The sequence below is a fragment of the Candidatus Flexifilum breve genome, assembly GCF_016713355.1.
Window position 1 is genome coordinate 559,904 of record NZ_JADJPI010000037.1, and the last position, 26,082, is coordinate 585,985.

The 26,082-nt window shown below is 60.0% G+C and carries 16 protein-coding genes; 10 read left to right on the top strand and 6 right to left on the bottom strand.

Going from position 1 to position 26,082, the window contains the following annotated elements; all coding sequences use genetic code 11:
* Nucleotides 1-24: 24 nt before the first annotated feature.
* Nucleotides 25-693, bottom strand: a complete 669-nt coding sequence (locus IPK17_RS33540; protein ID WP_343422074.1) for an HAD family hydrolase — start codon at nucleotides 691-693, stop codon at nucleotides 25-27.
* A gap of 16 nt (nucleotides 694-709) precedes the next feature.
* On the opposite strand from IPK17_RS33540, the gene IPK17_RS33545 reads away from it, so the two are divergent.
* The 3 genes from IPK17_RS33545 to IPK17_RS33555 all read left to right on the top strand — a co-directional run bounded on the left by IPK17_RS33545 (nucleotide 710) and on the right by IPK17_RS33555 (nucleotide 8,437).
* Entirely contained in the window at nucleotides 710-4,129 is a 3,420-nt protein-coding gene (locus IPK17_RS33545; protein ID WP_343422075.1) for a HEAT repeat domain-containing protein, read from the top strand.
* A gap of 28 nt (nucleotides 4,130-4,157) precedes the next feature.
* Nucleotides 4,158-5,528 carry a LysM peptidoglycan-binding domain-containing protein gene (locus IPK17_RS33550; RefSeq protein ID WP_343422076.1) on the top strand — a complete coding sequence of 457 codons (1,371 nt, stop codon included), beginning with the start codon at nucleotides 4,158-4,160 and terminating at the stop codon, nucleotides 5,526-5,528.
* A gap of 1,385 nt (nucleotides 5,529-6,913) precedes the next feature.
* On the top strand, nucleotides 6,914-8,437 hold the full coding sequence (locus IPK17_RS33555) for an SH3 domain-containing protein (protein WP_343422077.1): 1,524 nt from the start codon (nucleotides 6,914-6,916) through the stop codon (nucleotides 8,435-8,437).
* Nucleotides 8,438-8,483: 46 nt separating this feature from the next.
* Here IPK17_RS33555 and IPK17_RS33560 read toward each other — a convergent pair whose 3' ends face one another.
* A complete protein-coding gene (locus IPK17_RS33560) occupies nucleotides 8,484-9,713 on the bottom strand; it encodes a hypothetical protein (protein WP_343422078.1) in 1,230 nt (409 codons plus the stop codon).
* A gap of 108 nt (nucleotides 9,714-9,821) precedes the next feature.
* Between IPK17_RS33560 and IPK17_RS33565 the strand changes: the two genes are divergently transcribed.
* From IPK17_RS33565 to IPK17_RS33590, 6 genes are all read left to right on the top strand, one after another.
* Nucleotides 9,822-10,667, top strand: a complete 846-nt coding sequence (locus tag IPK17_RS33565; RefSeq protein ID WP_343422079.1) for a MerR family transcriptional regulator — start codon at nucleotides 9,822-9,824, stop codon at nucleotides 10,665-10,667.
* Between the two features lie 2 nt (nucleotides 10,668-10,669).
* Nucleotides 10,670-11,689 (top strand): glycoside hydrolase family protein, encoded by a 1,020-nt coding sequence (locus IPK17_RS33570; protein ID WP_343422080.1) that lies wholly within the window; start codon nucleotides 10,670-10,672, stop codon nucleotides 11,687-11,689.
* Between the two features lie 830 nt (nucleotides 11,690-12,519).
* Entirely contained in the window at nucleotides 12,520-13,455 is a 936-nt protein-coding gene (locus IPK17_RS33575) for an endo-1,3-alpha-glucanase family glycosylhydrolase (protein WP_343422081.1), read from the top strand.
* A 196-nt stretch (nucleotides 13,456-13,651) separates the two neighbouring features.
* Nucleotides 13,652-15,916 (top strand): glucoamylase family protein, encoded by a 2,265-nt coding sequence (locus tag IPK17_RS33580; RefSeq protein ID WP_343422082.1) that lies wholly within the window; start codon nucleotides 13,652-13,654, stop codon nucleotides 15,914-15,916.
* A gap of 102 nt (nucleotides 15,917-16,018) precedes the next feature.
* Nucleotides 16,019-18,127: a glucoamylase family protein gene (locus tag IPK17_RS33585; protein WP_343422083.1), complete on the top strand. Its 2,109-nt coding sequence runs from the start codon at nucleotides 16,019-16,021 to the stop codon at nucleotides 18,125-18,127.
* A 147-nt stretch (nucleotides 18,128-18,274) separates the two neighbouring features.
* Entirely contained in the window at nucleotides 18,275-20,170 is a 1,896-nt protein-coding gene (locus IPK17_RS33590; RefSeq protein ID WP_343422084.1) for a sensor histidine kinase, read from the top strand.
* 5 nt (nucleotides 20,171-20,175) lie between these two features.
* On the opposite strand, the gene IPK17_RS33595 is transcribed toward IPK17_RS33590, so the two are convergent.
* The 4 genes from IPK17_RS33595 to IPK17_RS33610 all read right to left on the bottom strand — a co-directional run bounded on the left by IPK17_RS33595 (nucleotide 20,176) and on the right by IPK17_RS33610 (nucleotide 25,093).
* Nucleotides 20,176-21,213, bottom strand: a complete 1,038-nt coding sequence (locus IPK17_RS33595) for a LacI family DNA-binding transcriptional regulator (RefSeq protein WP_343422085.1) — start codon at nucleotides 21,211-21,213, stop codon at nucleotides 20,176-20,178.
* A 108-nt stretch (nucleotides 21,214-21,321) separates the two neighbouring features.
* Nucleotides 21,322-22,242 (bottom strand): ABC transporter substrate-binding protein, encoded by a 921-nt coding sequence (locus IPK17_RS33600; protein ID WP_343422594.1) that lies wholly within the window; start codon nucleotides 22,240-22,242, stop codon nucleotides 21,322-21,324.
* Nucleotides 22,243-22,458: 216 nt separating this feature from the next.
* On the bottom strand, nucleotides 22,459-23,445 hold the full coding sequence (locus tag IPK17_RS33605; protein ID WP_343422086.1) for an ABC transporter permease: 987 nt from the start codon (nucleotides 23,443-23,445) through the stop codon (nucleotides 22,459-22,461).
* A gap of 127 nt (nucleotides 23,446-23,572) precedes the next feature.
* The gene (locus IPK17_RS33610; protein ID WP_343422087.1) at nucleotides 23,573-25,093 is read right to left on the bottom strand and encodes a sugar ABC transporter ATP-binding protein; all 1,521 of its coding nucleotides are present in this window, start codon (nucleotides 25,091-25,093) and stop codon (nucleotides 23,573-23,575) included.
* Between the two features lie 299 nt (nucleotides 25,094-25,392).
* Between IPK17_RS33610 and IPK17_RS33615 the strand changes: the two genes are divergently transcribed.
* Nucleotides 25,393-26,070: a hypothetical protein gene (locus IPK17_RS33615; protein ID WP_343422088.1), complete on the top strand. Its 678-nt coding sequence runs from the start codon at nucleotides 25,393-25,395 to the stop codon at nucleotides 26,068-26,070.
* Nucleotides 26,071-26,082 lie beyond the last annotated feature (12 nt).

Sequence of the window (26,082 nt, forward strand, 5' to 3'; positions counted from 1 at the left end):
AGGGGTATGGCGTGAGCCATGCCCCTATGTATTTTCGGCCTCGAGCGCGGCGATCGCGGCGGGCAGCTCGGCGAGCGACTGAATCTCCCGGTCAGCGTACGAGTTGGTGGGTGGGATCGGCGTCACCTGAATGGTGTGATGCCCGAACTGGTGCGGACGGATCACATCGTCGGTCAGATTATCGCCCACGTTGATCTTGAGCGCCGGGCTGTCAGCATACTTAGCATAGAAACGCGGATCGGTCTTGAGCGCGCCGGTGATGTCGGGCATCAGGAAGTCGTCAAACAGCTCGGCAATCCCTAGTCCGCGCAGGACCGGCATCTGATAACGATGTAAACCCATTGAAGCGACAACAAGCTTTCGTTTTGGCTGCACAATTTGGCGTAGAATGATATCAGCCTCATCGATCACCGTAATAAAAGGCGGTCGGCTGTATTCTGTGACGAGCGTGTGGACGGGGAGGGGCAGTTCCCAATCGTGACGGCGGGCGACGGTTACGCAAATATCGTCCCAATCCATCACCCACACGGGATCAGCGTGCGGTTGTGCAAGCCGAACCTGCTGCTCGGCCAGAAACTCCAGCGTGAGGTCGTGGCCAAAATGCTGCGTGTAGTGAGGAAAGACGGCGCTCAAAAACGGATTTACCAGTATCGTGCCGTCAAGATCAATGAAAAGAATGGTCTGGGTCGTCATACAGACAGGATAACCTGTGTTGCGGTTTTTGGGCAAAGTTCTCAATATCAAGCGCGGCGAAGAGCGGCGCTTGCTGCTGCTCAGTGTGGTGGTTTTCCTCTTTATTCTTGGCATTACCTGGGCGCAGATTGTAATTCCGGCGGCGTTCGTGGCGCAGGTGGGCGTCGCGACTCTGCCGTATGTGTTCGTCGGCGATGCAATTGCCATCATTGTCACGATGATGCTGTATTCGGCCTTCGTCGACCGGTATCCCCATACGCGCGTGTTGATCGGCATCGTCGTCATCGGGTTGGTCGGCATTGCCGCCGGTCACGTGCTGCTGGATCTCGGGTATACGGGCATTGGCTTCATCTACCTGTATTTGCTGTTCCGGGTCTTGATCGAGACGATCAGCATCCACATGGGCACGTATCTCGTCAGCTTCTTCGACGCGCAGTCGGCTAAACGCACGCTCCCGATTCTCTTTTCGGTGCTGCGCGTGGCGGTGATCATCGCTGGTTTGACCGTGCCGCTCCTCAATACCGTGGTGCGCGAAAAAGACATCCTCGTACTATGGGGACTGGCGTTTGCGGCGATGGCAGTCGTTGCCGGGTTCATCCCGCGCATGCTCCCGCCGCCCCAACGACCCGCGCCGATTGATCCGTCCGAGCGGCATGCCTCGTACTTTGCCAATGTGCGCGAAGGCTTGCGCTATGTCGGCGAGACGCCGTTCCTCCGCGCCATGATGATCACGGCGTGGCTCATCATCATCGTGATGACGATGCTGAACTTTCAGACGGCGCGCATCTTCAGTGATCAGTTGGTGACGACCGAAGCGATTTCCAATTTCACGGGCGCGCTGACGGCAGTCGGCGGCTTGATCATTCTGCCGATTCAGTTATTCCTGTACAGCCGCCTGGTCGCGCAGATTGGGGTGGGCAACATCAGCCTGATCTACCCGATCACCACGCTCATCGTCAGCGGCCTGATGATCGCCACTCCCGGTCTGCTCTCGGTGGCGGGGCTGGCGTTCTTCAACAGCAATACGATCAATGTGGCGTTCCGCGCCCTGACCGATGATTTGCTCTATAACGCCGTGCCCAGGCAGGTAAAAGGCCGGGCGCGCGCCGCCATCAATGGCATGATCGTCCCCTTCGGCACGTTGATCGCGGGTTTGATCCTCCTGCTCCCAACGGTGGTCGGCGCGACGTGGTTTGTCCCCGTGCTGATCGGCTTGCCAGCGATCTGCTATGTGCTCGGCGCGCTGATTGTGCGGAGCTTGTACGGGCGCGCGCTGATCAACTTGCTGGAACGCGAAAATTACTCGCTGATTTTGCGCTCGTCGGGCGCGTTCAACTTCAATGATGCGGCGACGATCAACTATCTGAAGGGCAAGCTGGAAGATCGCAGCGATACGAACGCGGTCATCATCACCGTGAGTCTGCTCATTGAAGGCATGGGCAAAGATGCCGTGCCGCTGCTCGAACCGATCATTCACGATGAGTCCCCGGATTTGCGCCTGGCCGTGATCGACGTGCTGGCGGAGTCGAATGTGCAGGGCGAAACGGTGCGCCGCTTGTACGTTGACTTGCTGCGCGATCCGGATTGGCGCGTGCGCAAGCGCGTCTTGCTCGGGTTGGAACATTTCGCGTCAGCGCATGATGAATCGTTCTTGGCGGCGGCGGTCGCACTGCTGCAAGATGACGATGTCGAAATCCGCGCGCAGGTGATCCCCGCGCTGCTGCAAACCGCGCATGAGCCGGATGCGCGCGCCGCGCTGGCTCGCCTCGTCTACAGTGACGATCCGGCGCTGCGCTCACTGGGCGCGGCGGTTCTGGGGCGGGTGAACAACCCCGATTACATCGAAATGCTGCTCTCGTGTCTCGCCGATCCGGTCGAAAGCGTCCATCTGGACGCGGTCATGTTGCTGGAGATGGTGATCAGCCGCATGGAAATCCCCAGCGGCTACAGCGGGTCGCTGGCTGGACGGCTGCGCGCGCTGCTGAACGATCACATTGTGCGCACGCGCCTCGCCTGTGTTCGCATTGCCGGGCGGCTCGATCCCAGCATCAGCCTGCCCATCCTGATCGCCGCGCTGGACGATGCCAGCCGCACCGTGCGGAATTCAGCGGTCGAAGCGCTCACGCGCTATGGCGAGACGGCACTCGGGGCGCTTAAACCGCTCACCGAAGCGGCAGATGGGCAAACGCGTAAACTGGCGCTGCTGCCCGCCGCGCGCATCCGCCCGGATGACTTCGTCACGGGCGTGCACGCCGCCATTGCCGGAGACATTGGGAATATCTACAGTCACCTCAATCGCCTGCAGCCGCTGGCCGCGCTGACTGGCGCGCCGAGCGTGGGGATTCTCCAATCGACGATTCGCGAATACTGCGACGATATCGTTGAGGATATTTTCGATCTCATCAGCGCACTTTACCCGCCCGAGCAAGTGACGGTCGTGCGCGAATCGCTGGTGCGCCCGGAAGCGCATGTGCGCGCCAATGCGATTGAAGCGCTCGAAACCATGATCCCGCCGACGTTGGCGGCGCTGCTGGCGCCATTGTGCGATCCCACGCAGACGGATACGGTGCGGGCGAATATCGGACGCCAGAAGTATGACTTGAATATGCCCACTGTGCGGCAGGCGTTCGGTGAACTGCTGGGCGACGACTGCAACCCGTGGTTCCGGGCGATCACGGCGTTTACGCTGGGCGAGATGGCCGCCGGGCAGGAAGAGCAGCCCAAACCACGGCGCGGCGATTTGCTGTCGCGGCTGTCGGCGCTCGACGGGAGCGGCGATGGCACGGAAACGCTCAAGCTCACCCAGCCCATGGGCCGGAAAGAAGTCGAAATTCTACTCGAGGGCTGCGCGCTCGATCCATCCGGAGAGGTGCTCATCGCCATCAATGCGGCGCGGCGGATGCTCAAAGGTCAAACCATAGTCGATGCACAACGCGAGGGAAAAATGCTGTCTGCTGTCGAAAAAGTAGTGTTCTTGAAGGGCGTACCCTTCTTTCAAGGGATGACGGTCAATCAGTTGAAGGTCCTCGCCAATGTGTGTGACGAGGAACTCTTCCCGGAAAACACAGTGATCTACGACGAAGGCAGCCCCGGCGGCAAATTGTACGTCATTGTGAGCGGCAAGGTGGGCATCGAACGCTACAATAAGGCGACCAAGAAATCGGCGCGGCTGAATACCCTGGAAGCGCGGTCGTATTTCGGCGAGGCGACCCTGTTTGACAATAGTCCGGAGACGACCACGGCGCTCGCCCTCAGCGAAACGCTCACGCTGCGCCTGCGCTACGAGCCCTTGGTCGCGCTGATGCAGGAATACCCGGAACTGTCGCTGGAACTGATTAAAGTTTTGAGCCAACGCCTGCGTGAAACAGGCGAGCAAGTGGCGGCGTTATCGCGCACAATGTCGCGTGATCTGCATCAGGTGTATGATAAATTGTAAAGCAACCGACAGTTACAGAGGAGAATACATGCACATTCAACGTCTGCTGAACTATGTTCTCATTGGGGTGTTCTGTCTGCTCTTTCTCGTCGCCGCACCCGCCGACAGCGCTCCGGTGGATCAAGGGCTGACCTGTGATGATCTCGTCACGCTGGCGACGACGACGGTCGGGTTGGCCTGTGACGGCATTGGGCGCAATCAGGCCTGCTACGGCAATACCCTCGTCAACGTCGAATTCAATGAAAATGCCGATTTCGCCTTCTCCAGATCGGGCGACGTGGTCGATCTGGGGCAGCTCCGGCGCATCTCGACGACGCCCTACGATCCGGCTACCGGCTCATGGGGGGTGGCGGTGGTCAAGGCGCAGGTGAACCTGCCGGATACGCTGCCCGGTGAAAATGTGACCTTCCTGTTGTTCGGCGATACTACGCTGGACGCGCTGTCGCCCACGCTGAACGCGGTGCGACTGCGCACCAATGTCGCGGGCACGACCTGCGACTCGGCTCCGTCGGGCATGCTCGTACAATCGCCGACCGGTCAACAGGTGACGATTAACATCAATGGCGCGGATGTCACCCTAGGCTCGACCGCGTTGTTCGTCGCCGAACCGATGGGCAGCATGAAGATGGCTGTCGTTGAAGGCTTGGGCGTGGTTGAAGCGTTTGGCGAAACGCGCATCGTGCCGCAAGGCGGCGAAATCGGTGTGCGGTTGGGCGGTGGCGATGATGGTCTGGAAATCACCGGACCGCCCTCGGGTCTGCGCCCGTACACGATTGGGGTCAACACCGCGCCGATCAATATGTTGGAGCGTCCGTTTGAGATCGCGCCTGCCCTCGATATCACGCCCGCTGGTACGGCGATGTCGGTGGGGACGCTGACGGCTACGCCCGAAGGCGGCGGCCCGACGCCAACCCCGAATGGGACATGCACGCCGCGCGCGGATTGGGCAGCGCGCTATAGCATCCAACCCGGCGATACGCTCTCCGGCATTGCTGGACGCGCCGGGCTGTCAACCAATGATCTGGCCGCGGGGAACTGCATTGTCGATGCGCGCCGCATCGTCGTGGGGCAGGTCTTGAATGTGCCGTTCCGTCTGGCGACGAACACGCCCACGCGCCCACCGGCGACCCCCACGTTCACCCCGACCGTGATGCAGGGGATGATCGGGCCGAATCTGCGCGCGGATACGCTGATTGTGCAGTATAGCCAGTGCACCAACATCTACTGGGATCTCGAAAACATCCGCGAGGTGTATTTCGAAGGCGTGGGTGTCGTTGGTCACGGTTCACAGCAGGTGTGCCCGTACAGCCAAACGACCTATCAACTGCTGGTCGTGCAGTTGGATGGTACGCAGGTGCCGTTCTACATCACGATTGACGTCGACTTCAGCACCAGCTAGTCCACTTTGAACCGTCGGGGGGTGTGGCTACAAGCCGCACCCCCAATTTGATCTTCTCCCCCGTTCACGCTCCCTGGCTTATAAATTTCACGCCCTCCGACTTTTGACCTAGACACCTAGGACAAGCGGCCTCAGTCCGAAATGTCATTGCCATTTTCGGAAACTTCATTACAGTTAGTGTATCGTCATGAGGAGGAGTTCAATGGCTTGGTATCGCCGCACATCGCTGCTGGTTGTCTTATTGTGCTTTTCCACGATTTTCGCTCAGGATAACACCTGTTCTGCTATGGTGACGCAGGCGCTGACCGTCGTGCAGGAGGTCTGCGCGCCCACCGGTCGCAATCAGGCGTGCTACGGCAACATCTCCATTCAGGCAACACCGCGCGCGGATGTGGCCAACTTCAGCTTTGAGCAGCAGGGCGACCTCGTCGACGTGGCGACGGTGCAAACGCTGCGCCTGCGCGCGCTCGACCAAGCACAGAATGTGTGGGGCGTCGCCATGCTCAAGCTTCAGGCTGACCTGCCCGATACGCTGCCCGGTCAGAACGTGACCTTCCTGCTGTTCGGCGATGTGCAGCTAGAGAACGCGGTCGATCCCAATGCGACGGGGGCACTGCTGCAGGTCACAGCGTCGGCCAGCGTCAATATTCTCAGTCAGGCCACTGCGAACGGCGCCGCATCAGGATCGTTAGCGGGCGGTGAGGTGACGATTGCCAATGGACGCAGCGCGGCGGGCGATTGGCTGCGCGTCCGCATTCCCGAAACCGACTCGTACGGATGGGTCAGCGCGGCGGCGGTGAGCGTGGCCGGCGACGCCGGGACCTTGAACGTCGTCGACTCACTGGACAGCGACATTCCGTTCACGCCGATGCAGGCCTTCTACTTTCAGACGGGAGTCGGCGGCAGTAGTTCGCTCGGCTGTACGCAAGCGCCCGCCGACGGCATGTTGATCCAGACGCCGCAGGGGGTCGGGCACATCAATTTGCGGGCGAATGATGTGGATATTCGTCTGGGGTCAACCGCGTACGTGCAGGCGACGCCGAATGGCCAATTCACGGTCAATGTGCTGGAAGGTCAGGGCGAAGTCCGGGCGTTTGGGCGCACGGTGCTGGTTCCGGCGGGTGCGCGGGTGAACATCCCGGTCGATGAGAACATGCAGGCCAGTGGTGAACCGGATGATCCCGAGCCGTATGAGGAGTCGTTCTTCGAGAATCTCCCGGTTGATATTCTGCCGGAGGAGATTGAGATCGCTGAAGCGATTGATGAAGACGAACTGGCGGCGTTGGAGGCGGACTTCGAAGCGGAATTGGACGCGCGGGACGATGCGTTCTTCGATGACGCTGACGACGCGGATTTCTCGGCTGACGACGAGGCTGATCTGAGTGATGCGGATAGCGAAGACTTCGGTGACGCTGGCGGTGATGACTTGGGCGCAGACACGGGCGGTGATTTCGGTGGGGACGCTGGTGGCGATACCGGCGGTGATTTCGGTGGTGATGGTGGAGGTGAAGGGTAACATGCGGTTGTTCCGTAAAGTAGGTCTGATGTTGGTGGTGTTGTGCTTTGCGACCGTCGCGGCTCAGGGTGACACGTGTTCAGATTTAGTGACGCAAGCGCTGACCGCGGTGCAGGCGGTGTGCGCAGAGACGGGGCGAAATCAGGCTTGCTATGGCAACATCTCGATTGATGCGACGCCGCGGGAAGCGGTGACCGATTTCACCTTTGAGCAGCAGGGCGATCTGGTGAACGTGGCGGCTGTGCAGTCGCTGCGGCTGCGCGCGCTCGATGTCGCGGAAAATGAATGGGGCATCGCGCTCATGAAGCTGCAAGCTGATTTGCCCGACACGCTGCCCGGTCAGAACGTGACGTTTCTGATGTTCGGCGATGTCGAGATCGAAAATGCCGTTGATCCGAGCGCGACCGTCCCAACAGTCGACGTGACGACGGCTTCGAATGTCAATATTCGCACGCTGCCGAGCACGAACGGCGGGATCGCCGGGTCGCTGGCGAGCGGTGAAGTGACAACCGCGAATGGACGCAACGAGGCGAGCGATTGGCTGCGCATTCGCATCCCGGAGAGCGACTCGTTTGGGTGGGTGTATGCGCCGCTCTTGACTGTCACGGGCGACGTTGCCGCGCTGAATGTGGTTGACTCACTGGATGCGGAAATCCCGTTCACGCCGATGCAGGCGTTCTACTTTCGCACGGGCGTCGCCGCTGATGTGGGGTGTACTGAAGCGCCGCCCAACGGCCTGTTGATCCAGACGCCGGAAGGGGTGGGCGAGATCAACCTGCGGGCGAATGACGTGGATATCACGCTTGGGTCGACGGCCTATCTGGAAGCGATTCCCGGTGACGAACTGTCAATCAGCGTGATAGAGGGGCAAGGAGAGATCACCGCGCAGGGTGAAACGGTGATTGTGCCAGCCGGGGCGTCAGTCGGCGTGCCGCTGGATGAGGATATGCGCGCAGCGGGCGCTCCTGAAGACCTCCGGCCCTATGATCCGGCGGCGTTCAGCAACCTGCCGATTCAGGTGCTGCCGCGGACGATTGAAGTCGCGCCGCCGCTGGATGAAGACGCGCTGCTGGATGCCCAGAACCCCGGTGGTGCAGGTGGATTCGCGGGGGATATGGAAATTGATCTCGATGCCCTTGCCGGGCTGGACATGGCGATGTTCTGTCCGATCATGAATCAGATGCTCGCCGACATCGGCATGAGCCGCGACGAGTATGTCGGGCTGCTGCGGCAAGCGTTAGTGTTCTCTGGTGGGGAAGATCAAGCGGATGTCGAGGGGTTTATTGCCCTGCTGCAGTCGTGCCCTGTGGGCGGTGAGCTTCCCGCTCCCGGTGATTTCGGTGCTGGCGGCGACAGTGGCGATGGTGGTGATAGCGGCGGAGAAGGCGGCTAGTTAAGCTGGTCGGGGCAAGCAGAGTCTTGCCCCGACCCGGTTTGGCTCAACTGACGCGAATCGTGCACGTTACTTCTCGATAAGCCGGAATGATTTCCGGTCGATCATCGGCGTCCGGCCCGTCGATGCCCGTGTTGATCGGGCGTCCGGTTACCGAACGCGATTGCAGCACGACCTCGATGTCGCCCGCCGTGGCGGGTTCCAGCAGCCAGTAAAGCTCAATGCCAAACGTGTTCGCATACGCGCCATCCTGCCCGTGCCACGGTCCGATACGGGTGTAGCGGGGCGTCTCCACTCCGTTGACGAGCAGTCGGGTCTCGGCGCGGCGCAGGAGCACGCGCGCAATGTCGAGCGATTGGTGCGGGATGTTCAGTTTGAGCACAATCGGCTCGCCTGCGGTGACGCGCGCCACCGGGCTGCGATTCGGGCGCGCGGCGGTGATGAAAAAGCACTGGTTGAGTTCCACCTGCTGCCCCTCGGGCGGCGGCAGCGGTGAGCGGACCTGGCGCGGAAGCAGCCGCCACGGCGCATTGGCGACGCGCCGTTCCCGGTTGAGGGCGGCGCGCCCCGGTCGCTGACCCCGGCGCGCCCGCACGCTTACGCCTTCGCCCGCCACTTCTGTTTCTCCGGCTGAAGTCACCTCGACAAACCCTTCAATCGTGTCGACGACCAACTCGTCGGCGTCGATTTGCAGCATGGCCGAACTGCCCACCTTGACTTCGATGCCGTTGATGAGGAAATTGACAGTCGTGTCCGTCGGCGCTTGCACGAGCAAGCCGCTCTCCGGCACTTCGCCGCATTCCAACCCGGTCAGGCGCGTTTCCAGCGTGAAGGCCTGCATGGGTGCGCCATAGTTGGGCGCGGTGGTGTCGGGCGTGAGTTCGGTGTCGCCGAAGACGATGAACGTCGCATTTTGACCGGGCAGCGTATCGGGCAGATCGGCTTGCAGCGAGAGCACGGCGACGCCCCAGATGTTCGTGTCGGGCTGGAGCGGCGCGGTAACCAGGCGGGCGAGATCGACGATGTTGGCGCGGTCGCCGGGGAGAGCGAACTGCACGGTCTGGACGAATTCAGCCTCAATCGCGTTGTTGCCATAGCAAAGTTCATTGCGACCCAACTCGGGGCAGGTCGTGCTGACCGCATCGATGGCGCGTTCGACGAAATCGGGGCAGGTGACGCTCTGGGCGGCCACCACACTGATCGACAGCAGCATGAGCAGCAGTGCGGAACCGAAGCCCCGACGGATCAAGTCATGAAGGATGGCGACGAGCGGCATGGGCGCACTCCTGCAGTGGAAACGATGTTCTCATTATAGTGCTATCTTGACTCTCACACTGTGTCACGGTTTACAGTGTATGCACCGGCACGCAGGAGGTATGACCGCATGCTCAAGATTGGCGAATTTGCCGCGCTGGCGCAAATCAGTATTCGGATGCTGCGTCATTACGACGAGATGGGTCTGCTCAAGCCGATTCGGGTCGACCCGGAGACGGGCTATCGCTATTACGATTATGACCAGCTGGCACGCCTCAATCGCATCCTGGCGCTGAAAGACTTGGGGCTGTCCCTGGAAGAAATCGGCTTGCTGCTCGATGGCGCCCTGAACGCGGACGAAATTCGCGGGATGCTGAAGCTGAAACAGGCCCAACTGCGTCAGCAGCTGCTGGCGGAAACGGCCCGCCTGAACCGCGTTGAGAATCGCCTGCGCTACATTGAAGCGGAGGGCCGGTTGCCCGATGGCGAGGTCGTGATCAAGGCGCAGCCCGCGCTGCATGTTATCTCATTGGCGGGGTCCGGTTATCCGGGCCAGGTCTTTGCCGAAGCGTTCGCCGTCTTGAAGCGTCACGGTCTCGCCCAGCACATTCACGGTGCGCTCACCCTGTACCCCGGTTCACTAGACTATCAGCGGACCGGTCAGCGCACGTCATCCTTCCACTGCGAAGCCGCCTTTATTGTCGACGAGACGGTACAGGCCTCGGTTCCGGTGACGGCGGAGCGGGAACTTCGCGTATGGGATGTGCCGGCTCAGGCGCAGGTCGCCAGCTTAGTCTCGACGAAACCCGATCATGAACGGGCACTTGACGCTCAGGCCTTGTGGGGCTGGATGCACTTGCATCACTATCGTCTGACCGCCCCCACGCGTGAACTGTATCTGCGCCGCCCCTGTGAGACGCAGAGCGGCTTAACCGAACTGATCTTTCCAATTGAAGTGATTCAGCAGGAGAAATAAAGATGCGGCATACTCACCGATACTTGTGGCTTGTGGTGCTCGGCTTGTTGGCCGGTGTCGTCCGGTTGGCTGCTCAGGATACCAGCCCCTTCACCCTGTACAGCATCGAGCCCGTCGTCCGTCACGGGGAATTCGGCGCATGGGATGGTCGCTACACCGACCCCGGTGCGGTTCTGTACCACGATGGTATGTTTCATATGTTCCGTAACGGGTTCCAAGCCTGGCCAGCCAGCGTCGAGATTGGCTACCTCACCTCGCCGGATGGCAGCACCTGGACGGAGGTGACCGAAGACCCAATTCTGTACAGCGCCGACGTCCCCCTGACGAATCTGGCCGCGTTAGCCTCCAGCGTCTTGGTCGAGGCGGATGGCACTTGGGTTATGTATTTCTATACCTGGAACGAAGTAACGCCGGCAGCGGAAATCGGGCGGGCGACCGCGCCCGAGCCGCTTGGACCGTGGACGATCGACCCCGAGCCGGTCCTCACGCACGGCGGGCCTGGGAGCTGGGATTCCGCCCATGTTGATGCACCGAGTGTCGTGCGTACGGAGGATGGCTATCTTATGTATTATGCCGGTTCAACCGACGCCCCGCGTACAGCTCAGATCGGTCTGGCGAGGTCGCCCGACGGCGTGCACTGGACAAAATATGATGATCCCGCCACAACCGAAGCGCCGTTTGCGGAGAGCGATCCGGTGCTGACTGCGGATCGCACCGATGTGCGGTTTCATCAGCCCCGCGTGGAGCGGGTTGGTGACGGTTACGTGATGATCTACCGGATGATGCCGATGAGTGGTACACAGATGGGACTCGGAATCGCTACCAGTCAAGATGGCATTCACTGGGAGAATCAGACCGAAGATTCCGTATGGGGACGGGGGAGTATATCCGGCGGTTCTGGCTTCTGGTACACGGCGACTGCCACCGATGAAGAGCGCCTCTATCTGTATATTGAGGGCGGACGCAGCGGCGGGACCGATATTTATCTGGCCACTGCTGACCTCGGAGCGCTGACTCCCTGACTACTTCGTCTTCTCGTTGCTCGGATTGCTTGCCGCAGGACAGACGAATTGTTGTTGTGGGCTATGCGAGACAAGTGGCGAGAAGGCGTGAACTACCGTGAAATCCGTCTGTCGTAGGGATGCGATCTATCGCGTCCGCCAACCCCCAAGAACCGACCTGTAATCTGTCTTCACAGAATTCTACGTACTTTACTCGTCCCAGCGGCTTCTCAAACCGGCTTCAGCACCCGGAAGAACAGTACTTAACGTGAGTTATGGCTAACGCTTCTCTGACCCCACCCTCGGCCCCTCCCCGAATTCAGCTGACGGAGGGACAGTTTTAACATTGGGAACCATTAAGGCACGGTTTGAGGGGAAAAGAGTTCGTAGGGACGCGCAACGGCGCGTCCGTTTTGCCCACGATCTGGCGGACGCCCCGTTGGGCGTCCCTACAATCCTCTCGATTGTTAAAAGTGTCCTGTCCTCAACCGAATTCAGGGAGGGGAGCCAGCAAAAGCGCTGTTCGTCGCCCCTCTCCCCGCTTGCGTGGGAGAGGGGTTGGGGTGAGGGGGAGGCGCGAACGAGTCTTATCCCTAACTGACGTTACCTAAAACAGCAGACGCCATACAGCGCGTCTGTTTGCTTTTGTCCGCCTCCGGCAACATTACGCTTTTTCGCCGATCACCCGTGCCATAATCGGTGTAAGCGAGCGTATTTGCTCTGCTACTCCGAGGATGCACGGTAGAAGTAGTACTAATGGCGTATGAAATTTGTAAAGTGCGCTCTCGGCAAACGGGAGGCGCTCCGCTAACATTGATCGTTGGTGTACCGAGATAAAGGTGAAGCTACACATGTTTAAACGAGGTTTTCTGCTGCTGGTGATCGCGCTTTTGCTTTCTGCCGTGCCGCTGAGTGCTCAGGAAGGCCGCCAGGTCTACGCGTTCTACTTCGGCTGGTATACGGGCGAATCGTGGGGGGATGCGCGGCTCGCGGATCGTCCGGCTGCGCCGTATGACTCGCGGGATGCGGGCGCGCTCGGTCGCCAGATTGACGAGGCGCGCAGCGTCGGCATCGATGCCTTCCTGATGAGCTGGTTTGGACCCAAGAACGACAACTTGACACACCAGGTCTTCAACATGCTGCTCGATCAGGCGGCGGCACGAGGTTTCCACGCGGGCGCGGTGGTCGATATGCAGGACCCCGGCTACAACGCAACCGTCGACGAGGTGACGCAGTCGCTGGCTTACCTGATCAACGACCGCGCGAATCACGGCGGCTACCTGCGCTTTCAGGACAAACCCGTGATCTACTTCTGGAATCAGGGGCGCTTCACGCTGGCGCAGTGGCAGGCGATTCGCCAGCAGGTCGACCCGAATCGCAATACGATCTGGGTGATGGAAGGCACGCGTACGGGCTTGATGCCCGCATTCGACGGCCTGTACCTGTTCAACACGGCCTGGGCGGGCAACCCGGCGGCGACCGCTTCGCAGTGGATGCGGCGGACGAATCAGGCAGGCGGGTGGTTCTACACGCCGACCGTGCACCCTGGTTGGGATGAATCGGCGATTGCCGGACGCACCAACCCGACCACACCGCGCGCCCGCAACAATGGCGAATTCCTGACCAACAGTTGGAATGGCGCGGTTGCCAGCGGCGCAAGCATCATCCTCATCGTGAGCTGGAACGAGTATTTCGAAAACTCGCACATCGAACCGAGTCAGGTGTATGGATCGCAGTCGCTCGACATCCTGCGGCCGCTGGTCGCCGCATGGGAGAGCGGGCAGTAATTCGTTCCACTTGAGTTGGAAATGGCCGGGGCGCGGTGATCGCGCCCCGGCACATTTTTACTTATACTAAGTTGTGCTGGAATGGAGATTATTTGTGAAAACAAGCCGCTGGAACAGACTCTTTTTGCTCATACTCGTTGGACTCTTTTTCTTCAGCTTCGGCCCTGGGCCGCTTAGCGCTCAAACTGAACCGGTGGTGTGGACGCCGTGGGATCAGAAACCGATCACGGAAATCGGCAGTGACGGCAGCGGGTCGGAAGTTTCGTTGGTCGCGGGTGACTCCACGCCGCTAGGCGAGTCGTCGCTGCTGCTCATGCCGAGCGGCGCGAGCGACGAGACGAAAATCGTCGTACCGTTTCGCGGTGCGGCTCTCGCCGATTGGGCGAACGCCGATTCGCTCACGCTTGACGTGCTGCTGCCCGACGAAAACATTCGCAACCCGAACACATTCTTCCTCGGCCTGGCGGATGTGACGGGCGGCTCGTTCACGTGGGTGGAAGGTGTGTTTGGCGAGGCCAGCGGCACCTCTGGTTGGGTGACGGTGAACTATCCGATCCTGCCCACGATGCAGGCGCTGACCGCCGATCACCGCTATAACGTCTATCTCTCGTTCTTCTACGAAGCGAACGGTGACAAAACGCCGCTCACGCAGCCGATCTACCTCGGGCACCTGTATCTCGTTGGCGTCGAGCAAGCGGAGACCACCGTTAGCTCAATCGAGGTCTGGTCCGACTGGCCGAATCGCGACCTGAGCACGATCGGCGACGACAACACCGGGTCGAGCGTAGCCCTCGGCAATGTCGAGGGCGTGCCCGCGCTCATGGTGACGCCGGGCGGCTCCAGTGAGGAAACCAAGATCGCCTTTGGGCTGCCCGGCGCGGACTTAGCCGCGTGGGCGAACTATACGACGCTTGACCTGCAGGTGTATTTGCCCGAATCGAACGTCGATAACCCGAATAACTTCTTTCTCGGCATGGCCGATGTGACGAACGGCGGCTTCACGTGGATTGCGGGCGTGTTCAGCAGCAGCGACGCGCAGCCCGGTTGGAACACCATCAGCTACCCGCTGCACGAAGCCATGCGTGATCTGAACGCGGAGCACGTGTACAACCTGTATTTCTCATTCTTCAAGGATGACGGCAGTAAAATCCCACTGACTGAGCCGTTTTATCTCGGTACGGCGGCGTTGGGTGGCTTGATCGAGACGGTCAGTGGGAACGAGTACGATCAGGAAGTGGCCGACTTGCTCGCCATGAATGACGCCGATTTCATCGATGCGGTGGCGCGGACGACCTTTGACTATTTCTGGCTCGAAGCCAATCCGGAAAACGGCCTCGTCAAAGACCGCAGCACGCCGGACTCGGTGGCAAGCATCGCGGCGGTCGGGTTTGCGCTGGCGGCGCTGCCCATCGGCGTGGATCGCGGGTGGATCACGTATGACGAGGGCTATCAGCGGGCGCTGACCACGCTGCAAACCTTCACGAGCGGCGGTGTCGAGGGGACGCATGGCTTCTTCTACCACTTCGTCAACATGCGGACGGGTGAACGCGAGTGGAGCAGCGAACTGTCGTCGATTGATACCGCGCTGCTGGTCGCGGGCGCACTCGTGAGCGGGCAGTACTTCGCCGATACCGAAGTCGCGGCGCTGGCGGATCAACTCTACGCGAATGTCGAATGGGACTGGATGGCCCCCGGCGGCGCGCTCGTGCGTATGGGCTGGACGCCGTCGGGCGGGTATCTCGGCGCGGCGTGGGATCATTTTGACGAGAGCATGATCCTGTACGCACTGGCGATTGGCTCGCCGACCCATCCCGTCCCGCCGATTGCGTGGGATTTGTGGGATCGTCCGGTCAATCGCGATGGCGCCTATATCTATCTGGCGGGTGAACCGCTGTTCGTCTACCAGTACCCGCTGGCTTTCCTCGACGTGCGCGGTCAGGAAGACCAGTACGCCAACTATGTCAACAATACGACGCTGGCGTGCGTGCGCAATCAGCAGTTCGCCGTCGATCACAGCGATGAATACGCGACGTATGGTAACGGCGTGTGGGGCTTGAGCGCTTCGGATGGCCCCGAGGGCTACCGCGCGTATGGGGCGTGGAATAACAATCACGACGGCACAGTCGCGCCGTACGCCGCCGCGTCGTGCCTGCCGTTCACGCCGGGGATCGCGCTCGCTGGCATGCGCGCCGTGCTGACCGAATACGGTTCGCTGGCGTGGCGCGAGTATGGCTTTGTCAGCGCTATCAACGAAGATGTCGACTGGTACTCGCGCGATCACATTGGCATCGATCAGGGCGATATCCTGCTCAATCTCGTCAATGCGCAGGATGGCTTCGTGTGGGAGCTGTTCATGGCCAACCCGAACATCCAGAACGCCATCACGGCGATGGGCTTTGGCACGAGCGCCGGCGATTATGCCGTGACGCCCACCTATCTGGCAGAGGTTGGTGGTCCGTAAGCGCCGCGAACTGAAATCGGTGACGGGACAGCGCCGACTGTCCCGTCACGCATAAATGTAACTTGAATATTGAATCCTCTTCTAAACCTCAGGATAAAAAAGATGCTCACCCCTGACCACACTTACGCTCATCTGGTGTTCGCCAACAGCCGCCGTGACGGAAGCTGCAACCATACCCAAACGTGGGCGTGCGCGCCGAGCACGCTTAAAGCGGTGGACGGCAAACTGCCCGTCACACGCGAACAGTGGATCAGCCCGCCAAACGCGCTCGAACTCTCGTGGACGTCGAACCGCGGCGGCGCGTGGACAGCCGAAATTCTGGTCGAACAGTGGCGCGGGCGCAAAACGAGCTTGCAGGGCGATCACCTGTGCTTCTGGTTGTACGCCGCCGAGCCGATTGAGGGGCGCGCGCTGCCGATGATGCACGTCTTCAAAGAGGGGTGGGGGCGGTCGGTGCGGCTGCACCATGTGATCGATGGGCTGCCCGCGCGGCAGTGGGTGCAACTGTGCATCCCCTTCAGCGCCTTTGACACCTCGACTGAAGCGTTCGACTTTGGCGATCTGCGCGGCATTATGTTTAACCAGAGCATCGACGACGGCGTGCCTCACACTCTGTATATCGACGAGATCAAGGTGTGCACGTTGAGCGCGGATGTTCCGGTCAGCGCGCCCAGTGGGTTGAGCGCGCGCGGCTTTGAGCGCCACGTCGACCTGACCTGGGACGCGGTGAACGATCCCAATGTGCAGTATGTGCTGGTGGAGCAGTCGAGCGATGGCGAACAGTTCACGGCGGTCGGCATTCAGCACCCGCATTACAGCCGCTACGCCGCGCATGTCGACGTCAGCCAGACGGTGTATTTCCGGGTGCGCGCGGTGAATCAGGCGTATGTTGCGTCAGCGCCGTCGGCGGTGGTCAGCGCGGAGACGCGCCCATTCACCGATGACGAACTGCTGACGATGGTGCAGGAGGCGCACTTCCGCTACTACTGGGAAGGCGCGCATGCCGACGCCGGGCTGGCGCTGGAATGCATCCCCGGTGATCCGCATGAGATTGCGCTCGGCGCGTCGGGGTTTGGGATTTTTACATGGTTGGTAGGTGCGGAACGCGGCTTCATCACGCGTGCTCAGTTGATTGAGCGGATGCGCAAGGCGCTGACGTTCCTCGAAGGCGCGGATCGCTACCACGGGGTGTGGTCGCATTTCCTCGACGGGCGCACAGGCAAGACGATCCCCGAATTCGGCAAATACGATAACGGGGGCGATCTGGTCGAGACGGCGTTCATCGTGCAGGCGCTGCTGACCGCGCGGCAGTACTTCGACCGCGACACCGAGGAGGAGCGCAGCCTGCGCGCCCGCATCACGCGTCTATGGGAAGAAGTCGAGTGGGACTGGTATCGCAACCCGGCAGATCCGGCGTTTTTGTACTGGCACTGGTCGCCGGATCACGAATGGCACATCAATCATCGCTTGATCGGCTGGAACGAGACGCACATCACGTATTTGCTCGCGCTGGCGTCGCCCACACATCCGATTCCGCCCGAAGTGTACTACAGCGGGTGGGCGTCGCAGGCGGAGATCGCCCGCGAATACCGCGAGGGCTGGGGGCAGACGACGGCGGGCAATCAGTACACCAACGGGCAAACCTACTATGACATCCAGTTGGAGGTCGGCGTGGGGCCGGGTGGGCCGCTGTTCTTCACGCATTACTCGTATCTCGGCTGTGACCCGCGCGGCTTGCACGACGGCTACTGCGATTACTTCGAGAACAACCGCAACATCACGCTGATCAATTACCGGTACTGTGTGGCGAATCCGGGCGGCTATGCGGGCTACAGCGAGTCGTGCTGGGGACTGACCGCCAGCGACGATTATGCGGGCTATTCCCCGCGCGAAGCCAACCCCAAGAACGACAACGGCACCATCACGCCGACCGGGGCGCTGGCCTGTTTCCCCTACACGCCCGACGAATCGCTGCGCGCGCTCAAGCACTTCTATCGCGAGTTCGGCGCGTCGCTGTGGGATATTTATGGCTTCCGGGATGCGATCAACCCCGGTCGCGATTGGGTCTCCGGCATCTACATGGGGCTGAATCAGGGGCCGGTGACTGCCATGATCGAGAATCAGCGCAGCGGGCTGCTCTGGGGCCTATTCACGAGCAATCCGGAGATCACCGATCTGCGGAAAAAATTAAGGTTCATGAAGAAAGATTAACCGCTTTGCCCCCGGTGAATCGTGGTACAGTGAAACAAATAGACACTTGCGGATAGCTGTATGGCCAATATATTGGAAATAAGCCCCAAGACCCTCGAGTCTTTGGTGCAACGCGCTGCCCAAGAGGGCTGTACGGTTGACGAATTGGTGACTCGGTTGCTGGATCCTCCGCCCACGCCTGCGCAAACGCAGGAATCGCTCTACCGCCTGATCATCGAAAACAGCCATGACCCCATCTCGCTGCACAGCCTGGATGGGGGTTATACCTACGCCAACCCGATCCATGCCGAAGTCCTCGGCTACACCGTTGACGAACTGATGGACATGCCCGCCGAACAGGCGATGGGCATGATACATCCCGAAGACATGATGGTGGCGCTGCCCGTGTACCAGCGGGTGATCAATGGCGAGTCGGTCACGCGCGCCGAGTTCCGCATGGTGCGCAAAGACGGTGCGACGGTCTGGGTGCTGCTTACCGCTGTGCCCATTCGCAATGAGCAGGGACAGGTCACGCAGATTATGGGGATGACGCGTGACATCACCGACCGGAAACGGACGGAGGCGGCACTCCTGCACAGCGAAACCCTGATGCGTGAAGTGCTCGATTCGGTCGAAGATGTCGTCTGGTCGATCACCATCCCCGATTCTAAGCCCCTATATGTCAGTTCGGCGGTGCAGACTATCACCGGGCGCTCAATCGAGGAGTTTTATACAGGCGCACCAATTTGGCGCAAAGTGGTACATCCGCAGCACGCCGACGCGCTGGATGAGATTGAGCGCGAAGTGGCGGCAACTGGGTGGAGCGAACGAGAATTCCCGATTCTGCGCCCGGATGGCGAAATGCGCTGGGTGAGCGTCCGCGCGTGGTTGGTGCGCGACGCCGACGGGCGACCGCAGCGCATCGTCGGCATCGCGTCCGATGTGACCGATGACCGCAAGACGCAGGAACTGCTCGAACTGCGCTATTCCGCGCTCGAAGCGACTGCCAACGCCATCATGATCGCCGACCGCAACGGCTACATCCAGTGGGTGAACCCAGCCTTCACGCGCATGACCGGGTATTCGCTGGAAGAAGCGCGCGGCAAAAATCCGAATGCGCTGGTGCGCTCCGGGTTCTATGACGACGAATTCTATTCCGTGATGTGGGATACGATCTTGTCGGGTCAGGTGTGGATGGGTCGCCTCACCAACCGCCGCAAAGATGGCACGCTGTATACCGAAGAACAGACGATTACGCCGGTGCGCAACAGCGCGGGCGAGATCACGCATTTCATTGCCGTCAAGCAGGATGTGACCGAACGCGAACGCACCGAGCAGCTCCTGCTGGAACACGAGCGCCTCAAGTCGCGCTTCCGCCGCGAACAGGAGCAGAACTTCCTGATCGTGCGCACGATCTCCGCGCTGTCGCACGATTTGCGCACGCCGCTCTCGGTGATCTCCGTGGCGAAGGACATTCTCAGCCGCTACTTCGACCGTTTGAGTCTCGAAGTGCGCCAGCAAAAGCTGGACAGCATCGGGCGGCAGTTGCAGTATGCGCTGGAACTGCTGGACGATACAGTCGGGCTGGTCAACAGCAACCTGAACCACCGCATCTTCCACCCTGCGCTCGTAAATCTGGATGCCCTGTGCCAGATCAGCGTCGACGAGATCAGCGAGACCAGCCTTGGGCATACGCTCAAATTCCTCAACGTGGGCGGCGTCAAAACGGCGACAGTCGACGAGATTCTGCTCAGCCGCATTCTGCTGAACTTGCTGACGAACGCGATCAAGTATTCGCCTCAGGGAGGCGAAGTGCGGTTGGAACTGGATGCGACGGCTGATCGACTGGTGCTGCGTGTGATCGATCACGGTCTGGGGATTGATCCGGACGATGTACCGCACATCTTTGAGCCATTCTACCGTGCTGCGACCGTCAAGGCGATCAAGGGGACGGGCTTGGGCTTGAGCATCGTTAAAGACTGTGTGGAACGCCACAATGGGACGATTCGGGTGGAGAGCGTGGTCGGGCAGGGGACGACGTTCATCGTCGAACTGCCGAAGTAGAGACTTTAAGCGGTCGCGGGCGGCCCACTGGAGCGGCGGACGATCAGCGTTACGGGGACGATGACTTCTTCGACGGGCGCGTCGCTGTCTTCTAACCGCGCGATCAAGCGCTGCGCGGCCTCTTGCCCCATGTAATACGGATTCTGAATCACGCTCGTCAGGAATGGCCGCGGGTTGATCTGTTCGGGCAAATCATCAAACGTGGTCAGCGAGATGTCGTCGGGGATGCGCACACCATACTCATCAAGGGCAGTTTGCGCGCCAAAGGCGATGAAGTTGTTCGCCGTCACAATCGCCGTTGGGCGGGGGTGAATATCCTTGAGCATGTGCACCGCGAGCTCATAACCGCTGTGCTGGGTGAATTTGCCGAAGGACATCAGTTCGGGTTCCAGCGGCAGCCCGGCTTCCAGCAGCGCGCGTTTGTACCCCTCGGCGCGCTCGACGCCCGTCGAGACGTTATCACTCCCTGACAGCAGCATAATGCGGCGATGCCCCAGATCGAGCAGGTGTTTCGTCAGCAGGTAGCCACCGAGCACGCTGTCACTGCGGACCACCGTGTGCTTATCCCAGTTGGGCAGCACCCGGTCGAGGATGATGCTCGGCACGTGGTTGGTATACAGGTTTTCCAGCATCGAGCCGGTATAGCCTTCGGTCGGCACGACGATCAAGCCATCGATTTGCCGCTGCAAGAGCAGGTTAATGTAGTTTTCGAGCTTGTTCTGACGTTCGTCGGTATTGCATACGATCACATTGACGTCGTGTTCGTTGCACGCATCTTCGACGCCGCGCGCCACCGTCGTCCAGAAGGGGTTGGTGATGTCGGTGACGATCAACGCCACCATGTTGGTCTTTTGATAGCGGAGACTTTGCGCGAGCGCGTTGGGGATGTAGTTAAGTTCCTGAATCGCGGCTTCGACCCGCTGCCGGGTGTCTGGGCTGATATAGCCGGTGTTGTTGACGACCCGGGAGACGGTGATTGGGGCGACTTGGGCACGGCGGGCGACATCACGAATAGTGGTGCGTTTCTTGCTGGCAGACGACATATTCGCGGGTTCTCTCTTGCGGTCTCAACCGTGACAGTCAGCGCTGGGACGCTGATGAGTAGGGGCGGGTGGATGCCCGCCCCTACAACTTTCAGTGTAGTGCCCGTTTTACTGGTAGAGAACGGCGGCGATTTCTTCGTCGTCAATGGTTTCGGCGTTGTAGTACATGAAGCCGGTGTCGATGACGGGGTCAAGTTCTTCACCGCGCAGCGCCATCACGGCGGCTTCGACGGCCTTGTAGCCGATGCCGATCGGGTTCTGCGTGATCGCGCCGTCCTGCAGGCCGCTGCGGATCGCTTCGATCTGCTGCGCGCCGGAGTCATAGCCGATGATCGCGAGCTGGTCGGCCACATCGAGTTCGCTCACGGCGTTCAGCACACCGATGATCGAGCCTTCGTTCGCGCCGAAGAAGCCCTTGAGTTCGGGGTGGGCGAGGATGATGCTGCGGGCGAGGTCGGTCGAGCGGAGCTGGTCGCCGCCACCGTACTGCACGTCAACAACGGTGATGTCCGGGTACGCTTCTTCGATACGGTTGACGAAACCATTCACGCGGTCGATGCCGGTGCGGCTGGTCTGGTCATGCGCGATCACGGCAACTTCACCTTCGCCACCGATCAGTTCGGCCATGACGTCCGCGGCGAGGGCAGCGGCAGCCACGTTGTCGGTCGTAGCGGTGGTCACGGGGATGTCGCTGTCAACGCCGGAGTCGAAACCGACCACCGGGATGCCTTCTTCTTGAGCGCGTTCCAGCAGCGGAATGGCCGCCTGGCTGTCGAGCGCGGCGAAGCCGATAGCATCGGGCTCGAGGTCGAGCGCCGCCTGCAGCATGTCCATCTGGCGGTCAACCTGCGATTCGTTCTCGGGGCCTTCGAAGGTCATGATGACGCCGCAGTCTTCGGCAGCCTGTTCAGCGCCCAAACGCACGGCCTGCCAGAACTGGTGCTGGAAGCCCTTGGAGATCATGGGGATGGTGATGCCAGCGGCCTGATTTTCCGCGGCGATTTCCGGCGTGCAATACTTCTCAACCATTTCGGGGGTGGCTTCCGGCGTAGCATCCTGCGCGGAGACCGCAAGGGCGAAGACGAACAACAAGGCGAACAAGGTGAGGAACTTAAGGCTGAACTTCATGTGTATGCTCCATTTAACAAAGAACCTTAAAACTGCTGTTAAGCTCTTGTGAGAGCGCCTAACCAAAGTAGGGAACTGCCAGCGATCCTGACGGCAAACGGCTGGCTGCGCGGCGCCCTAGGCGCTGCGGCGGCGTGCCATATCGAGAAACACTGCGCCGATGAGGATCGCGCCGGTGACGACGAGCTGCCATTCCTGCGGGACGGACAGGATGCGCAGACCCGTGGTCAGCACGCTGATGACGAACGCGCCAATGACCGTCCCGAGGATCGAGCCTTCACCGCCACTGAGCGATGTCCCGCCGATCACCACGGCGGCGATGGCGTCCAGCTCGTAGCCCTGACCGAGCGACGGCTGCGCCGAATTCAGACGGGCGGCGATCATCACGCCCGCCAAGCCGGAGAACATACCCGCCAGCGTATAGACGAGCAGCTTCCATTTCGCGGTGTTCACGCCGGAGATTCGCGCGGCTTCTTCATTGCTGCCGAGTGCAAATGTGTAGCGACCGAGCAGCGTGCGGGTGAGGATGAACGCACCGATGATGGCCGCGCCGAACATGATCAGCACGCCGTTCGGTATTTCGATGACGCCGGGGATTTGTACGATGACGCCAATCGCGATATCGCTGAAACCGGAGGCACGATCAAAGTAGATTGGCGCGAGTTCCGCAATGATAAGCGATAAGCCTTTGGCGACATACAGCATACCGAGCGTCGCTACGAACGGTGGAACGCGCATCCGCGAAATCACCGTACCGTTGATGAACCCGGCAATCGCGCCCGTGAGGATGCCGCCGAGGATCGCGAGCGGGATGGGCAAGCCGAAATCGCTGGCCAGCTTGGCCGTGATGACAGCGGACAGCGTCATCACCGTGCCAATCGAGAGGTCAATGCCGCCTGTCACAATGACGAAGGTCACGCCGACGGCGAGAATGCCGTTGACGGCGGTCATGATCAGAATGCCTTCAATGTTGTTGGCACCCAGGAAAATGCTGCTGCCGTCCGAAGACCGCGGAGACGCAATCGAGAAGAAGATGATGAGCATGACGAGAGCGCCAAAAGCCAGGAAGCGCTGGAGGGCGTCGGATTTCCAAATGGTTTTCATGGATAATCCGGAGTTTTCACGGGGCAGCGTGCCAGTTTGCATAATGTAAAAATCCTCAATTCACAATCTTCTTGATGGACGGCGCGCGTCCTAGTTCTCTATGACTATCGACCCGCGGCGCGTGCGCTTAAGTGCTTTCAGCCGAGACCATCTCGGTGCGCTGCGTGGCGAGCTGCATAATTTTTTCCTGCGTGGCTTCGGCGCTCGACAATTCCCCCGTGATGCGACCCTCACACATCACGACGATGCGATGGCTCATACGCAGGACTTCCGGGAGTTCTGACGAGATCATGATGATCGATTTACCCTGCCGCGCGAGTTCGTTGAGCAGCTTGTAAATTTCACTCTTCGCACCGACGTCGATGCCGCGCGTGGGTTCGTCAAAGATCAGGATGTCGGTATCGGCGGTGAGCCACTTGGCGATGACGACTTTTTGCTGGTTGCCGCCCGACAGATTGCGCACGCGCTGCTTGACGCTCGGCGTTTTGACCGACAACGTCTGCACATGTTCCTGCGCGGTCTGCGTGATCTTCGCATCATTGATGATGCCGAGCGCACCGAGGAACTTCGGCAGGGACGCCATCGTGACATTGTTCGCCACATCCATACCGACCACCAACCCGTAGCGCTTGCGGTCTTCGGACAGGTAACCGATACCGTGCCGCACCGCATCTTTAGGGTGGCGGATGGTGACCGGACGCCCGTTGACGTGCAGTTCAATCGAGTCACAGGGGTCAGCGCCGACGATGGCGCGGGCGACTTCGGTGCGACCAGCGCCCATCAACCCGGCAAAGCCGAGGATTTCGCCGCGCTTGAGCTGGAAGCTCACGTCGCGGAGGACGCGCCCGCGATTCAGATTGCGGACTTCCAAGGCAATATTGGTCGATGGCCGCTCGGGAAGTTCCGGTTTGGATTCGTAGATTGTGCGCCCCACCATCAACGAGATGACCTTGTCAATCGTCGTGTCTTTGGTGATGAGCGTTTCGATGAAGTGCCCATCGCGCATGACCGTGATGCGATCCGTGATCTTCTTGATCTCTTCCATGCGGTGGCTGATGTAAATGATGCCGATACCCTGCGTGCGCAGGCGGTTGATCATGTGGAACAGCTCGTCGATCTCCGCTTCGGTGAGCGCGGCGGTCGGCTCATCCATGATCAGCACTTTGGAATTGTAGGAGAGGGCTTTGGCGATTTCCACCATCTGCTGGCGCGCCACGGTCAGCCCGCCGACGCGCTGCTTGGGGTTGAGGTTCAGGTGCAGCGACGCGAGAATTTCTTGCGCCTGCTGGTTGATCTTCTGTTCGTTGAGTAGGAAGGGAACGTTCTGCCGGGGTTCGCGACCGATGAAAATGTTCTGCGCGATGGTGAGATGCGGCATCAGGTTGAGTTCCTGATGGATCATGGTCACACCGAGCACTTGCGCATCATGGGGGCTATGGATCTCAACTTCATTTCCGCTCAGGAAGATGCGTCCAGCGTCTTTGCGGTACACACCCGCCAGAATCTTCATGAGGGTTGATTTTCCGGCGCCGTTTTCGCCCACCAGGGCATGCACTTCTCCGGCGCGGAGTTCAAATTGGCAGTCAGAACATGCGACAACACCCGCAAAGGCTTTGTCGATGCCTTGCATCTGAACCAATAAATCCATATAAAGCCTCAATTCAGAAAGTAGTTTTTCCGTCCGAGCTGGCACTCAAAGTATATTATGGTACGGGTACCATCTCGATGCCACTACGGTAACACGGAATTTTTCTGCTGTCAACAATTTAGATCAAGTTGCCCGAACCGACTCAAGTTAATGCTTGAGTCAGCCAGAAGGACACCATTATTCTGGGTCAAACGGCTGATTTTTGCCATGTCTTAAGCCTGATTCGCGTTGGGTGAGCCTTATATTGAAACACAAGTGCGTTGATGCATGAATGCTTGTTTCACATAAGGAATTGGTCTTTGCGGTACCTGAAAATCATCCTCTTGCTGTGTATCGGTTTCGCAGTCACCGTTGTTCTCGCCCAGGAAGAAGTGACATTTACGACGCCTCAAGGTGAGGTTGTACGCGTCAATGCCGCCACGACCGAGCTGTTCGATGCTCCTCATGTGTGGGAAACCTATGCTGCTCCGGATGGCAGCGGTGAACTCGCCGTGGATCGGGGCGTGTACCGTGCCTATTCGGAGACCGAAGGCTTTGTGTGGGGGCGCAATGACGCGACGCATACCGATGTTGTGATCGAAGCGGACGCGCTGCTGCTCAATATCTTCACCGAGAATGGCTATGGTATCGTCTGCCGGGCGGATCAGGCTAACGAGGGGGACGGCTATTTCTTCATGGTCAACGCGAACGGCTACTATGCGCTGTTCCTCGGCGCGGATGAGACGCTGACGCCGCTGGTCGAGTGGACGCCGTCCGATGCGATTCACGCGGGCATCGACAGCAATCACATTCAAGCGATCTGCTATGACGACTATCTTGCGCTGTATGCGAACGGCGAACTCCTCATCGAAACGACGGATGCGACCTACACCAGCGGCTACACCGGGTTAGCCGTGGCTGCGGGCGTCAATCCGGTCGACGTCGCGTTTGATAATGTGAGCATCTATCCCGTACCAGAGAATCGCTCCGCGCCTTGACTGATAACTCAG

Coding starts and splice junctions, on each gene's coding strand:
- IPK17_RS33575 (WP_343422081.1), top strand. CDS start 12,520: ATGTTTAAACGAGGTTTTCTGCTGCTGGTGATCGCGCTTTTGCTTTCT.
- IPK17_RS33610 (WP_343422087.1), bottom strand. CDS start 25,093: ATGGATTTATTGGTTCAGATGCAAGGCATCGACAAAGCCTTTGCGGGT.
- IPK17_RS33595 (WP_343422085.1), bottom strand. CDS start 21,213: ATGTCGTCTGCCAGCAAGAAACGCACCACTATTCGTGATGTCGCCCGC.
- IPK17_RS33565 (WP_343422079.1), top strand. CDS start 9,822: ATGCTCAAGATTGGCGAATTTGCCGCGCTGGCGCAAATCAGTATTCGG.
- IPK17_RS33585 (WP_343422083.1), top strand. CDS start 16,019: ATGCTCACCCCTGACCACACTTACGCTCATCTGGTGTTCGCCAACAGC.
- IPK17_RS33600 (WP_343422594.1), bottom strand. CDS start 22,242: ATGGTTGAGAAGTATTGCACGCCGGAAATCGCCGCGGAAAATCAGGCC.
- IPK17_RS33550 (WP_343422076.1), top strand. CDS start 4,158: ATGCACATTCAACGTCTGCTGAACTATGTTCTCATTGGGGTGTTCTGT.
- IPK17_RS33560 (WP_343422078.1), bottom strand. CDS start 9,713: ATGCCGCTCGTCGCCATCCTTCATGACTTGATCCGTCGGGGCTTCGGT.
- IPK17_RS33540 (WP_343422074.1), bottom strand. CDS start 693: ATGACGACCCAGACCATTCTTTTCATTGATCTTGACGGCACGATACTG.
- IPK17_RS33555 (WP_343422077.1), top strand. CDS start 6,914: ATGCGGATAGCGAAGACTTCGGTGACGCTGGCGGTGATGACTTGGGCG.
- IPK17_RS33570 (WP_343422080.1), top strand. CDS start 10,670: ATGCGGCATACTCACCGATACTTGTGGCTTGTGGTGCTCGGCTTGTTG.
- IPK17_RS33605 (WP_343422086.1), bottom strand. CDS start 23,445: ATGAAAACCATTTGGAAATCCGACGCCCTCCAGCGCTTCCTGGCTTTT.